A 14,327-nucleotide genomic window follows, 5' to 3' on the forward strand; every position below is an offset into this window, starting at 1 on the left:
GTGCGTCATAGCGGCGAACGTTCGCCGCCAACAGAGATAGCTTGCGGATAAGCGAAGTGGAATGCCATTTCATATCCGTCTTTGAGTATGCAATATTGTGCTACATATTCGTGCCGGATGGCGCCGATCCGGCCTGTGAAGCTATCAGGCATCAACTGCAAATATTTTGTCGAGTTTGCTGTACCCCAGACCGTTGATTTTTTTAACCTTGATCTGCACCGGAATACGTTCTTTCATCGCTTCAACGTGGCTGATCACTCCAATGGTTTTGCCGGTGGCGTTCAGCGCATCGAGCGCGTCCAGCGCGGTATCGAGCGTTTCGCTGTCCAGCGTGCCGAAACCTTCATCGAGGAACAGAGAGTCAATTCGCGTTTTGTGGCTGACCAGATCGGATAACGCCAGCGCCAGCGCCAGACTCACGAGGAAACTCTCGCCGCCGGAAAGCGTACGCGTGTCGCGCACGGCATCGGCCTGCCAGGTATCAACCACTTCCAGCTCCAGCGCTTCGCTGGCCTTACGCTGTAACAGATAGCGACCATGCAGACGAGTGAGTTGGTTGTTGGCAAGCCACACCAGGTTATCCAGCGTCAGCCCCTGGGCAAACTTGCGGAATTTATCTCCCTCTTTCGAGCCGATCAACGCATTCAGATAGCCCCAGTCATCAACCTGCTGCGTGACCTTTTCAATCTCCTGCATCAGCGCCTGTTGCTGCTGACGATGTTCAGCATCCTGTTTGAGCTGCTGGCGAATTTCACCCTGGCGAGTGGTATTTTCCCGTAGCTGCTGGGTGAGCTGCGCCAGCGCGTCGCGAAGATGTTGGGTTGTGAGCGTGAGATCCACCCCGGTTGGCAACTGCTGGTGATGGCTCGCCAGCGCCTGCTGAGCCTGATTAAGCAGCGTTTGTGCCTGCTGTTGCTGGTTTTCCAGCGATTGTTTTAACTGCTCCAGACGGCTAAAGGTCTCTTCATCCAGCAGGGCGGCAACAAAGGCGTCACGATCGGCAAAGATGCTGGCCTGCAATGCGGCATCAAACTGTGCCTGAATTTCTGCGGCGCGCTGTACGTCCTGCGTCTCCTGCTGTTGCAAGGTTTGCCACTGGCCCTGTAAAGACAGGCAATCGTCATGGACCTGTCGCCAGTTTTCCAGCGACAGACTCTCAGTACCTGTAGAAAGTGTATCGCTCTCAGGCAGCGTTTCCAGCAACGGCGTGAGCTGAGCTATCTGCGCCTGTAACTCGGTGAGTTCGTTCTGGCGCTGCTGCCACATTTGCGCTTCTCTCGCCCGCTCGCTCAGCCACGAAGCGACTTCATCCTCTGCCGGAAGGGATAGTTCATGGCGGGCCAGCTCGGCGGTTAACGCCGCCTGGCGCTGGTCAATTTGCTGCTGGAGCTGGGTAATCTGCTCGGTATGCGCCGTGATTTGCGCCTGCAGGGTATGACGCAAGCTTAACTGGTGAAGCTGTTGTTCGTGTTCTTCCTGGGCGGCAAGCCACGGGGCAATGTCATCCTGCGGTTGTAGCGATACGTTGAGGCTGGCGGTAACAGTCAGCCACTCTTGAGTAAGTGCTTGCTCCTCCTGAGAAAGCGTCTGTGCTTCGCGTTCATCCCGCTGAAGTTGCTGGGTTATTGCCTCAAGCTGACCGCGGAGGGTTGAACCCTCATCGGCCAGCGTTTTGACCTCTTTTTCCAGCGCTTCACGTCGTGCCTGATTTACGCTCAGCTCAAGCGTCTGGTATCGCTCGATAGCCGGATGTGTAGTAGAGCCACAAAGCGGACAAGGTTTGCCGGATTCCAGTAATGCCCGATGGCTTTCCAGATCTTTGATGCGGGCTTCCTGCTCGCAAATGATCCTCACATCGGCAAGTTGCTGATTTTTATCTTTATAGCGCTGACGTTTTTCGGCAAGTACCGCGTTGCGCTGAGCCAGCTCTTGCTGACGCTGCACAAGCGTGGCGCGTAACTGCGCCAGCTGCTTTTGCTTCGGGGCGATTTGCCCGTGCAGATTGCTCAGACGCTGGCGTAACGGACGGCGCTGCACATGTTGCGCCAGCGCTTCTGTCACTTCCTGCGGCGAAAGAGTCAGCGTGGGAAGCGCCAACGCATCCAGTTTACGCGTGTCGTTTTCCCGTAATTGCTGCCACTGGCGTAGCTGGACGTTAGCGTCGGACTGTTGCGCCAGCAGGGCCTTCCATCCAGCCAGTTCGCTGCCCCACGAGCGGAAGCGGTCATGTTCATTCAGCCAGTCGATTAACGTCTGTTGTTCGGCGAGTATCGCGGTCGATTGCGTGTGCGCCTGCTGACGGATGCGCCCGCGCAGCGCTAAGCTGCTTTGTAAGCGAGCATTCACTTCCTGAATCTTCTGCCGCGTACGCGCTATCGTAGCCGTTTGTTCCTGGATTCGCTCCCAGTGTGGGCGTAACGCTCTGGCCGGTTGCGCCAGACTCAGCGCCGCCAGCTGTGGCTGTGCGTCTTCCTGCGCTTGTTTAGCGGCCTGTAACGCCTGTTGGTGACGGTTGATTTCTGCCTGTAGCTCATTTTGCCGCATGAGCCAGTTGAGATGCTGTTGCTGAGTCTGCTGGCTGGCAAGGTATTGTTTTTCCTCGTCAGTAAGTACCTGCAAACTCTCTGTCAGGGACTGCACCTGCTCCGCAGCGAGCAGAGTCACGCCGCTGGCCTGCGCTTGCAGTTTTTCCAGCTCCGTACGCGCTGCTTTATGTTTTTCAAACACCATAGCGGAAATTTGGCCGTAGATCTCAGTCCCCGTCAGCTCTTCCAGCAGTTCGGCACGCTCTTTCGGTTTGGCATTGAGAAATGCGGCAAATTGCCCCTGAGACAGCAGCATCGAACGGGTGAAACGACCGTAATCCAGCCCGGTAAGTTCGGCGGTCATTTCCAGCTTGTCTTTGACTTTATCGGCAAGAATTTTACCGTCGGCGCAGCGGGCAAGTTCTACGCGCGGAGCCTGTAGATTGCCTTCAGGCTGATTGCGCGCGCGGTTCTGGCTCCAGAATGCGCGATAGGCTTCGCCCCGGACCTCGAACTCGACCTCGGCCAGACACTCGGCGGTGTCGCGGGTCATCAGATCGTTTTGCGACTGCGACACGGTATTGAGCCGCGGCGTTTCGTGATACAGCGCGAGACAAATGGCGTCCAGCAGGGTGGTTTTTCCCGCGCCCGTTGGACCAGTGATGGCGAACAGCCCATTGCTGGCAAAGGGCTCAGCCGTGAAATCGATTTTCCATTCTCCTTTCAGAGAATTGAGGTTTTTCAAACGCAGGCTGAGAATTTTCATGCTTCGGTCTCCCCGGCAAGCGTGTGTAAGGTGGTGCTAAACAGCTGATTCAGGCGCTCGCGTTGCGGTTCTTCGAGTTCTTCCAGCGCCAGGCGGCGGTCAAAAACGTCCGTCACGCTCAGCTCGCTTAGCGTTTCACGTCGTTCATTCGCCATAATACGTTCGCGCTGTTCCCGGCTACGGCGCACCAATAACACCTCTACCGGTAAATCTTCGGTCAATGCCTGAATCTTACGCTGCATGTTGTGCAGATAGTCATCGGTGGTGATTTCGATATCTAACCAGACTGGCGGTTCCTGCTGCATACCGCGCCACTGTTCAAGTTGGGCGGTTATCGCGGCTAAATCACCTTTCAGCACCGCCAGCGGCTGGGTGACCGGTACGGTGAGGTGCTCAACAGCGCTCAGCTTGCCGTTTTCGAAACTCACCAGATGGACGCATTTGCTTTTGCCGCACTCGTCAAAACTGAGCGCAATTGGTGAACCGCAGTAGCGAATATGCTCGGTCCCGCCGATAACCTGCGCCCGGTGAATATGTCCCAGCGCGATGTAATCGGCTGGTGGAAAGTTTTGCGCCGGAAAGGCGTCCAGCGTACCAATATAAATGTCACGTACGGCGTCACTTTTACTGGCGCCAACGGTGGTCAGATGCCCGGTCGCAATGATGGGTAGATTTTGGTTGCCACGCAGCGTACAGGCGTCCTGATATTGCTGCTGATAATAGTCGGTAATAGCTGATAGCAAATGCTGCTGTTTCTCTTGTCCGGTCAGCCCTGCCTGGCTGGTAATGATGTCGCGCGGGCGTAAAAAAGGAACCGGACACAGGATCGCACCCGGCGTGCCGTCGCGTTGCGACAGTACCTGCGGCGTATGGCCTGCGCTGGCGATCACTGTGGTGTTGAGAAACGCCAGAATATCGCGGGATTCGTTGAGCGTGGCGACGGAGTCATGGTTACCTGCCAGCACCACCAGATGACAGCCGGTTTGCTGCAGATTAACGACAAAACGGTTATACAGCTCACGGGCATAGCTTGGCGGTGAGCCGGTATCGAAAATATCGCCCGCCACAATAATGGCATCCACCTGCTGGGATTGTGCCGTTTCCAGCAGCCAGTCGAGAAAGGCCTGATGTTCAGCGGCGCGGCTCTTGCTGTAGAAATTTTGGCCCAGATGCCAGTCAGACGTGTGAAGGATGCGCATAAGAGTTCCATGACGATAAAACAGTGGCGGGGATTATAACCCTGCAAGGACGGTAATATCTTGTTTTAGGGCTGTCATAATTCGCGGGGCTGCGTTAAACCTGGACTATCTTTTCATAAATCTGTCATAAAACTGACGCATAATGGCACCGTATTGATGGCAAACGATTTAATTATAAACAGGGCAAATCATGGCGAGACGTATTCTGGTCGTAGAAGATGAAGCTCCAATTCGTGAAATGGTCTGCTTCGTGCTCGAGCAAAACGGTTTTCAACCCGTAGAAGCCGAAGACTATGACAGTGCTGTGAACCAACTCAATGAACCCTGGCCGGATCTCGTCCTGCTTGACTGGATGCTACCCGGCGGCTCGGGCCTACAGTTTATTAAACATCTCAAGCGCGAAGCGATGACGCGGGATATTCCCGTCATGATGCTGACGGCAAGGGGAGAAGAGGAAGATCGCGTCCGGGGTCTCGAAACGGGTGCGGATGATTATATTACTAAGCCGTTTTCTCCCAAGGAGCTGGTGGCGCGTATTAAAGCGGTTCTGCGTCGTATTTCCCCTATGGCGGTGGAAGAAGTTATTGAGATGCAGGGGCTGAGCCTTGACCCAACCTCGCATCGCGTGATGACCGGCGAGGATCCGTTGGATATGGGGCCGACAGAATTCAAACTGTTGCACTTCTTTATGACCCACCCTGAACGCGTCTATAGTCGTGAGCAATTACTCAATCATGTCTGGGGTACCAATGTGTACGTGGAAGACCGGACAGTGGATGTGCATATCCGCCGCTTGCGTAAAGCGCTGGAGCACAGTGGACACGATCGTATGGTGCAGACGGTTCGTGGGACGGGATATCGTTTTTCGACCCGCTTCTGACTGACATGAATATAGGCCTGATGGATTAGGCTGTTAATGGAGTAAGACGTTTGCTAGAACGATTGTCATGGAAAAGGCTGGTACTGGAGCTGATCCTCTGCTGCATTCCGGCGTTTATCCTTAGCGCTTTTTTTGGTTACCTGCCCTGGTTTTTGCTGGCGTCGGTAACCGGCCTGCTTGTCTGGCATTTCTGGAATTTATTACGCTTGTCCTGGTGGTTATGGGTCGACAGAAGCATGACCCCGCCGCCGGGGCGCGGAAGTTGGGAGCCGTTGCTGTACGGGCTGCATCAAATGCAGCTGCGCAACAAAAAGCGCCGCCGGGAACTGGGTAATCTGATTAAACGTTTTCGCAGTGGGGCGGAATCGCTACCCGATGCGGTGGTGTTGACGACTGAAGAGGGCGGCATTTTCTGGTGTAACGGCCTGGCCCAGCAGGTTCTGGGACTGCGCTGGCCGGACGATAGCGGGCAAAATATTCTTAACCTGCTGCGCTACCCGGAATTCACGCAATATCTGAAAACGCGTGATTTTAGTCGGCCAATCAATCTGGTGCTTAATACCGGGCGGCATCTGGAAATTCGCGTGATGCCCTATACCGATAAGCAATTGCTGATGGTCGCGCGCGATGTTACCCAGATGCACCAACTGGAAGGTTCGCGGCGTAACTTTTTTGCCAACGCCAGCCATGAGTTGCGTACGCCGCTGACGGTGCTACAAGGTTACCTGGAAATGATGCAGGAGCATCCACTGGAAGGAACGACGCGCGAAAAAGCGCTGCATACCATGCGTGAGCAAACGTACCGCATGGAAGGGCTGGTGAAGCAGTTGCTGACGCTGTCGAAAATAGAGGCCGCGCCAGCGCTGCTGCTCAATGAGAAGGTGGACGTGCCGATGATGCTGCGCGTGGTTGAACACGAGGCGCAAACGCTGAGTCAGAATAATCATACGTTTACTTTTGATATTGATAGCCGCCTGAGCGTGCGTGGAAATGAGGATCAACTGCGTAGCGCTATTTCGAATCTTGTGTATAACGCGGTGAATCATACCCCCGCGGGTACGCACATCACCGTGCGCTGGCAGCATATTGCCTCCGGGGCGGAATTTAGCGTCGAGGACAATGGGCCAGGTATTGCTGCGGAGCATATTCCTCGTTTGACCGAACGCTTCTATCGTGTGGACAAAGCGCGATCCCGACAAACGGGCGGGAGTGGACTGGGTCTGGCTATCGTGAAACATGCTCTGCAACATCACGATAGCCGCCTGAATATCGAAAGTATGCCGGGCAAAGGGACGCGATTTAGTTTCGTCATCCCGGAACGTTTAATGACCAAAAGTAACGATTAACCCGTATTCGTAAGATAATCTTTCCAAAAGCCAGCGCGAGCTGGTTTTTTTATGTGGTCAATAGTTACATCCTGAATTTTGCGACGTTTGATTGTTTTTTGTTCGAACTATTACCCATACCTTTTTCCATGAAATGGTGTTTTGTGCTAACTCGAATTTTCATATCGCTATATTGTTCTGGTTTTTGGATCCCACCTTGCTTTAAAACGTTATAAGCGTTTAAATTGCGCTCCAGATGCTGTCATACCGACTGCATTTACGCGGTAAATCGAAAAACTATTCTTCGCCGCGCCAGGTCGGGAGTGTTTCCCGCTGGAATTGAGTAAAAATGCCGCTGTATTGTCCCCCAGGGAAAGGCAAAAATTTATTGTTTTCAACACCACATCCACAGGCTGTAAGACTTTATGACCCATCAGTTAAAATCGCGCGATATTATCGCTTTGGGATTTATGACATTTGCACTGTTCGTTGGTGCAGGTAACATCATCTTCCCCCCAATGGTTGGTTTGCAGGCAGGCGAACACGTCTGGACTGCGGCTTTTGGCTTTTTGATTACCGCCGTTGGTTTGCCGGTACTTACCGTTGTCGCGCTGGCGAAAGTTGGTGGCGGAGTGGACAGCCTGAGTACGCCTATCGGTAAGGTTGCTGGGTTGCTGCTGGCTACCGTTTGCTATCTGGCGGTTGGTCCATTGTTTGCGACGCCGCGTACCGCAACGGTCTCTTTCGAAGTCGGAATTGCGCCGCTGACCGGTGACTCCGCGCTGCCGCTGTTCATCTACAGCGTGGTCTATTTTGCGATTGTTATTCTGGTGTCGCTGTATCCGGGCAAACTGCTGGATACCGTCGGCAACTTCCTTGCTCCGCTGAAAATCCTGGCGCTGGTGGTACTGTCTGTCGCCGCGATTGTCTGGCCGGCAGGCCCGATCAGCAATGCGATGGAAGCCTATCAAACCGCAGCATTTTCGAATGGTTTCGTAAATGGCTATCTGACCATGGATACGCTGGGCGCAATGGTGTTTGGTATTGTTATCGTTAACGCCGCCCGCTCGCGTGGCGTTACCGAGTCGCGTCTGCTGACCCGTTACACCGTTTGGGCAGGTTTGATGGCGGGTGTGGGCTTAACGCTGCTGTACCTTGCGTTGTTCCGTCTGGGTTCCGATAGTGCGATTCTGGTCGATCAGTCAGCTAACGGCGCGGCGATTCTGCATGCGTATGTTCAGCACACCTTTGGCGGCGCAGGAAGCTTCCTGCTGGCGGCGCTGATTTTCATCGCCTGTCTGGTGACTGCGGTTGGCCTGACCTGTGCGTGCGCAGAGTTCTTTGCCCAGTACGTTCCTCTGTCTTATCGTACGCTGGTATTTATCCTCGGCGGTTTCTCGATGGTGGTCTCTAACCTGGGGCTGAGCCATCTGATTCAGATCTCTATTCCGGTGCTGACGGCTATCTATCCGCCATGTATCGCACTGGTTGTATTAAGTTTTACCCGCTCATGGTGGCATAATTCTTCCCGCGTCATTGCACCTGCGATGTTTATCAGCCTGATTTTTGGTATCCTTGATGGCATTAAAGCTTCTGCAATTGGCGACGTGTTACCGGCCTGGACCCAGCGTTTACCGCTGGCGGAACAAGGGCTGGCGTGGTTGATGCCAACAGTCGTGATGGTGATCCTGGCAATTATCTGGGATCGCGCCGCGGGTCGACAAGTGACCTCCAGCGCGCACTAATCACTGACAATAAGTTTTAACCACGGGGCTATTAATATGGCCCCGTGGTTTTTTTATTGTGTTAACAGGTTAGGAATCGATGGAAAGTAATAACAAGCTAAAGCGTGGGCTGAGCACCCGGCACATTCGCTTTATGGCATTAGGTTCGGCAATTGGTACCGGGCTGTTTTACGGCTCGGCCGACGCGATCAAAATGGCGGGGCCGAGCGTATTGCTGGCCTATATTATCGGCGGCGTTGCGGCATATATCATCATGCGCGCGCTGGGCGAAATGTCCGTTCATAACCCGGCTGCCAGCTCTTTCTCGCGCTACGCGCAGGAAAACCTCGGGCCGTTGGCGGGTTACATTACCGGCTGGACCTACTGTTTTGAAATCCTGATTGTCGCCATTGCCGACGTCACTGCCTTCGGCATTTACATGGGGGTCTGGTTCCCTGCCGTTCCGCACTGGATTTGGGTTCTCAGCGTGGTGCTGATTATTTGCGCCATCAACCTGATGAGTGTGAAGGTGTTTGGCGAGCTGGAGTTCTGGTTCTCGTTCTTTAAAGTTGCCACCATTATCATCATGATTGTCGCCGGGTTCGGCATCATCATTTGGGGTATTGGCAACGGCGGACAACCTACCGGTATCCATAACCTGTGGAGCAACGGCGGTTTCTTCAGCAACGGCTGGCTCGGCATGGTGATGTCGCTACAAATGGTGATGTTCGCCTACGGTGGTATTGAGATTATCGGGATTACCGCAGGTGAAGCGAAAGACCCGGAAAAATCTATTCCGCGCGCTATCAATTCCGTACCGATGCGTATCCTCGTGTTTTACGTGGGGACGTTGTTTGTCATTATGTCTATCTACCCGTGGAACCAGGTTGGCACCGACGGGAGTCCGTTCGTCCTGACGTTCCAGCATATGGGCATTACCTTTGCCGCCGGGATCCTCAACTTTGTCGTATTGACCGCATCGCTGTCGGCTATCAACTCTGACGTCTTCGGCGTGGGGCGTATGCTGCACGGTATGGCAGAGCAGGGGAGCGCACCGAAAATGTTCGCTAAGACCTCGCGCCGTGGCGTGCCGTGGGTCACGGTGATGGTGATGACTATCGCGCTGCTGTTTGCGGTTTATCTTAACTACATTATGCCGGAAAACGTCTTCCTGGTGATCGCCTCACTGGCGACCTTCGCCACGGTATGGGTGTGGATTATGATCCTGCTGTCACAGATTGCCTTCCGCCGTCGTCTGCCGCCGGAAGAGGTCAAGGCGCTGAAATTTAAAGTACCTGGTGGGGTGACAACGACCGTTGTTGGCCTGATTTTCCTCGTCTTTATCATCGCGCTTATCGGCTACCATCCGGATACCCGCATTTCACTGTACGTTGGTTTCGCATGGATTGCCCTGCTGCTTGTGGGCTGGGTATTTAAACGCCGCCGCGAGCGTCAACTGGCTGAAGTACAGTAATTTTTTGCCGGGTAACGCGTCGCGTCGCCCGGCAATTTTCTCCTCCCCCGAACTCCTCCCCTAATAAACGTTAAGATGATGAGTGATCCTGCTCTTTGCTATGGCAAGGTGGCTTCATTTTCATCAAAGGGGATACGTGATGTTGAACGCCTGGCACCTTCCGGTTGCCCCATTTGTTAAGCAAAACAAAGATCAACTGTCGATTACATTATGGCTGGCGGGGGAAAATCCACCTCAGCGGGTGACGCTACGTGCAGAAAACGATAACGAAGAAATTTCGCTGGGTATGCACAAGCTGCGCAGCCAGCCGCAGCCGGGCGTAACCGCGTGGCGGGCGGCGATCGATCTTGCCAGCGGCCAACCTCGTCGGCGCTATAGTTTTAAATTATTGTGGCCCGATCGTCAGCTGTGGTTTACACCGCAGGGATTCAGCCGTTTTCCGCCTGCGCGTCTGGAGCAGTTTGCTGTTGATGTGCCGGATAACGGTCCGCAGTGGGTAGCTGACCAGATTTTCTATCAGATTTTCCCGGACCGCTTTGCCCGCAGCCAGTCGCGTGAGCCGGCTCCAAACGTCTATTACCACCACGCAGCCGGGCATGACATCGTGCGTCGCGAGTGGGATGAACCACTGACCGCTCAGGCCGGAGGATCGACATTTTATGGCGGCGATTTGGACGGCATCAGCGAAAAGCTGCCGTATCTGAAAACGTTAGGGGTTACGGCGCTGTATCTGAACCCGGTGTTTACCGCGCCGAGCGTGCATAAATACGATACCGAAGATTACCGTCATGTTGATCCACAGTTTGGCGGCGACAACGCGCTGCTGCGCTTGCGCCACAACACGCAACAGCAGGGCATGCGTCTGATTCTGGACGGTGTTTTTAACCACAGCGGCGATTCGCACCCCTGGTTTGATCGGCATAACCGTGGGACGGACGGGGCGTGTTACAACCCGGATTCCCCCTGGCGTGACTGGTATCATTTCTCTGCCGACGGTGTGGCGCTGGACTGGCTGGGCTATGCCAGTCTACCCAAGCTGGATTTTTGTTCGCAAAGCCTGGTCAATGAAATTTATCGTGGGGAAGACAGTATCGTTCGTCACTGGCTGAAAGCGCCGTGGAGTATGGACGGCTGGCGTCTTGATGTCGTGCATATGCTGGGAGAGGGCGGCGGGGCGCGCAACAACCTGCACCATGTGGCGGGGATTACGCAGGCGGCAAAAGAAACCCAGCCTGAAGCGTATGTGGTGGGTGAACATTTTGGTGATGCGCGTCAGTGGTTGCAGGCGGATGCGGAAGATGCCGCCATGAACTATCGCGGTTTTACTTTCCCCATCTGGGGATTTCTGGCCAATACTGATATCTCGTACGACCCGCAATCTATTGATGCCCAAACCTGTATGGCGTGGATGGATAACTACCGCGCGGGTCTGTCGCATCAGCAGCAACTGCGGATGTTCAATCAACTCGACAGCCACGATACCGCCCGTTTTAAATCGTTGCTTGGCAAAGACGTGGCGCGTTTACCGCTGGCGGTGGTGTGGCTGTTTACCTGGCCTGGCGTGCCGTGTATTTATTATGGTGATGAGGTGGGGCTGGACGGCAATAACGATCCGTTCTGTCGTAAGCCGTTCCCGTGGCAAGCTGAAAAACAGGACACTACCTTGCTGGCGCTGTATCAGCGGCTGGCTAAATTACGCCATCAAAGCCAGGCGTTACGCCATGGCGGTTGTCAGGTGATTTACGCCGAGGATAACGTGGTCGTGTTTGTGCGGGTACTCAACCGCCAGCGCGTGCTGGTGGCGATTAACCGTGGCCACGCCTGCGAAGTGGTCCTGCCAGTCTCGCCACTACTGCGTGTCGCTCAATGGCAGCACCAAGAGGGTAACGGCCTGCTCGCTGACGATATCCTGACGCTGCCGGCGATCTCCGCCTCGGTGTGGATGGGTCATTGATACAAGCGTGCAATCTCCGGGCTTGCCAGCAGCGTTTCTCGCCACCAGCGCTGCGCCAGCCCATCGCGGCTGTTGCGCCATGCCATGTAGGCCACATCTTTTTGGCGAAATGAGATGACCGTTTTTTCCACCAGTTCGCCTGTGGCAAGCCACGGGCTGGCAATGTGGCGGGGAAGAAATCCGCAGCCCATGCCGGCTCGCAGTAACATCACTTTACTGTGGAAGTCATCGACGCGAATCTGCGCCTGCTCGTCCATCAGATTGGTTTGTAGCGGATGGCAAAAGCGGGCGCTGTCGCTGATAACAATGGCCCGATGCAGGCACAGCTGTTCGTTTGTCAGGCCGTCCGGCGCGGCGGCCAGCGGATGTTCGGGTGCCACGACAAATACATTATCCAGCGTGCCGAGCATTTTGTAGGACCAGGCCGCTGACGTTGGCGGTTCATTAATCGCCCCCAGAATGATGTCTGCGCCATTATGGGTCAGCTCCTCCCAGGAGCCCGCCAGCGTATGGTGGGTAAAACTCAGACGGGTTTGCTTATTCAGCGCGTGAAATTCATCAATAATGGGCAGCAGCGTGGAGAAAGGAAAAGAGTCGTCCAGCGCAATCGCCAGCTCTTTTTCCCAGCCAGAACTCAGCTGTACCGCCTGCTTTTCGAGATCTTTGGCCGCACTCAGCAGCAAACGTCCCTTTTCCAGCATCATCAGCCCGGTGTCGGTAAATTTCGCCCGATGCCCGGAGCGGTCAAGCAACTCGATATTCAAATCGCTTTCCAGCTTCTGAATCATATAGCTGAGTGCCGCAGGGGTTTTAAACAGCGATTCGGCTGCTGCGGCAAATGAACCCTGTTTGTCGAGTGCGTCGAGGATGAGCAAAACATCCAGATTGATGCGCATAAGCAGAAAATATCCTGAAAAATAAACCCTTCTGTTGTACCGAATGAAGAAAAACAATGCCAGTGAATAAATTAGATGAGTCATGCGCATTTTTTTGATGTTGTTTAGGATATATCGCAACACAGAATTAATAGTTTCACAGGATGGTAAGTTTTCTTTAATAACTCGTTAGAAATTTCCCGCTATACTCAACAAGCGTTCTGATTCAGGATCCTGCTGCTGACGGCAGATACAGACCGTTGCCTTTTAACTCATTGATTAAGAAGGTGTGTTATGTCTATTCGGGAACTGATAGATCCTCAAAACTCTACGCTGATTTTTATTGATCATCAGCCGCAAATGTCATTTGGTGTGGCAAATATTGATCGCCAGACTTTAAAAAATAATACCGTGGCATTAGCGAAAGCCGGCAAGATATTTAATGTTCCGGTGATATATACCTCTGTGGAAACAAAAAGTTTTAGCGGCTATATCTGGCCGGAATTGTTAGCGGTTCACCCTGATGTGAAACCTATTGAACGCACGTCTATGAACTCCTGGGAAGATGCGGCGTTTGTGAAAGCCGTGGAAGCGACCGGACGCAAGAAATTGATTATCTCCGCGCTGTGGACCGAAGTCTGCCTGACTTTCCCGGCGTTGATGGCACTGGAAGCGGGTTATGAAGTGTATGTGGTGACCGATACTTCCGGCGGCACGTCTGTGGATGCCCACGAGCGTTCCATCGACCGGATGGTGCAGGCGGGCGCAGTCCCCGTAACCTGGCAACAGGTTCTTCTTGAGTACCAGCGCGACTGGTCCCGCAAAGAAACCTACGACGCCGTAATGGATTTGGTACGCGAGCATAGCGGCGCCTACGGTATGGGCGTGGATTACGCCTATACCATGGTGCACGGCGCGCCGGAACGTAAAGCCTGAATACACGGCATCCTTCATGCTGCCTGAATGCATCGTTATAGATCTCGTGTATTGATATTGATGGCGGGCTATCCCGCCATTCTCCTTCAACAAGGAATCCTTCATGGCGCAGAACAAACATGTGACGTTGGTGATTACCCATACCCTGCAGCCTGAGCAGGCGCAGCGGTATGAGCAATGGCTGGGGAAAATCATGCCGGTGGCGGCCGAGTTTCCCGGTCATCTCGGAGCGAATGTGATTCGCCCTGCGGATGGCGAGAATCTGTGGAACATTATTATCCGCTTCGACACGCTGGAGCATCTGTACAACTGGACCCAGTCCGATACGCGCCGTGTGCTGGTGGAAGAGATAGCTCCGCTACTGGCAGAAGGTGATAAAACCGAAATTCGTACCGAAGCGGCGTTCTGGTTTACGCCGCCCGCGCCCCATGTACGCCAGCCCAGGCGCTGGAAACAGTTCCTGATCACTCTGCTGGTGATTTTTCCCAGCACTAACCTGGTGCCGTGGTTGACCGGCATTGTGCTGCCTGCAATGAAGGGCTCGTTACTCCTGCATCTTATCAATGATGCGTGTGTGGTTGCGCTGGTGGTCTGGTTCTGGATGCCCATCGTAACCCGTCTGTTTGCCGGATGGCTGAAAAAAGCCTGACCGGTTTTTCAGGAGATTGT

Annotated in this window: 10 protein-coding genes; 7 read left to right on the forward strand and 3 right to left on the reverse strand. The window is 54.1% G+C overall.

Going from position 1 to position 14,327, the window contains the following annotated elements; translation table 11 throughout:
• Positions 1–144 precede the first annotated feature (144 nt).
• Positions 145–3,291 carry an exonuclease subunit SbcC gene (sbcC, locus tag FDX11_RS16245; RefSeq protein WP_137398236.1) on the reverse strand — a complete coding sequence of 1,049 codons (3,147 nt, stop codon included), beginning with the start codon at positions 3,289–3,291 and terminating at the stop codon, positions 145–147.
• Complete coding sequence (gene sbcD, locus FDX11_RS16250; RefSeq protein ID WP_137398237.1) at positions 3,288–4,490, reverse strand: exonuclease subunit SbcD; 1,203 nt, start codon at positions 4,488–4,490, stop codon at positions 3,288–3,290. The genes sbcC and sbcD overlap by 4 nt, the downstream gene beginning before the upstream one ends.
• A gap of 190 nt (positions 4,491–4,680) precedes the next feature.
• On the opposite strand from sbcD, the gene phoB reads away from it, so the two are divergent.
• The 5 genes from phoB to malZ all read left to right on the forward strand — a co-directional run bounded on the left by phoB (position 4,681) and on the right by malZ (position 11,847).
• Positions 4,681–5,370 carry a phosphate response regulator transcription factor PhoB gene (phoB, locus tag FDX11_RS16255; RefSeq protein WP_003021496.1) on the forward strand — a complete coding sequence of 230 codons (690 nt, stop codon included), beginning with the start codon at positions 4,681–4,683 and terminating at the stop codon, positions 5,368–5,370.
• A 50-nt stretch (positions 5,371–5,420) separates the two neighbouring features.
• On the forward strand, positions 5,421–6,716 hold the full coding sequence (gene phoR / locus FDX11_RS16260) for a phosphate regulon sensor histidine kinase PhoR (RefSeq protein WP_042310177.1): 1,296 nt from the start codon (positions 5,421–5,423) through the stop codon (positions 6,714–6,716).
• A 404-nt stretch (positions 6,717–7,120) separates the two neighbouring features.
• Positions 7,121–8,440 carry a branched-chain amino acid transporter carrier protein BrnQ gene (gene brnQ / locus FDX11_RS16270; protein WP_038638153.1) on the forward strand — a complete coding sequence of 440 codons (1,320 nt, stop codon included), beginning with the start codon at positions 7,121–7,123 and terminating at the stop codon, positions 8,438–8,440.
• Positions 8,441–8,519: 79 nt separating this feature from the next.
• A complete protein-coding gene (gene proY / locus FDX11_RS16275) occupies positions 8,520–9,893 on the forward strand; it encodes a proline-specific permease ProY (RefSeq protein WP_137360386.1) in 1,374 nt (457 codons plus the stop codon).
• Between the two features lie 139 nt (positions 9,894–10,032).
• Positions 10,033–11,847: a maltodextrin glucosidase gene (malZ, locus tag FDX11_RS16280; protein ID WP_137398238.1), complete on the forward strand. Its 1,815-nt coding sequence runs from the start codon at positions 10,033–10,035 to the stop codon at positions 11,845–11,847.
• Here malZ and FDX11_RS16285 read toward each other — a convergent pair.
• A complete protein-coding gene (locus FDX11_RS16285; RefSeq protein ID WP_137398239.1) occupies positions 11,841–12,743 on the reverse strand; it encodes a LysR family transcriptional regulator in 903 nt (300 codons plus the stop codon). The two genes, malZ and FDX11_RS16285, sit on opposite strands and share 7 nt — an antisense overlap.
• A gap of 273 nt (positions 12,744–13,016) precedes the next feature.
• Here FDX11_RS16285 and FDX11_RS16290 point away from each other — a divergent pair, with 273 nt between their 5' ends.
• The gene (locus FDX11_RS16290) at positions 13,017–13,658 is read left to right on the forward strand and encodes a hydrolase (protein WP_003021513.1); all 642 of its coding nucleotides are present in this window, start codon (positions 13,017–13,019) and stop codon (positions 13,656–13,658) included.
• Between the two features lie 103 nt (positions 13,659–13,761).
• Entirely contained in the window at positions 13,762–14,307 is a 546-nt protein-coding gene (locus tag FDX11_RS16295) for an antibiotic biosynthesis monooxygenase (RefSeq protein ID WP_079225253.1), read from the forward strand.
• The last annotated feature ends 20 nt before the right edge of the window (positions 14,308–14,327 follow it).

It is taken from the genome of Citrobacter sp. wls714, from assembly GCF_005281025.1.
In the GTDB taxonomy this organism is placed as follows: domain Bacteria; phylum Pseudomonadota; class Gammaproteobacteria; order Enterobacterales; family Enterobacteriaceae; genus Citrobacter; species Citrobacter werkmanii.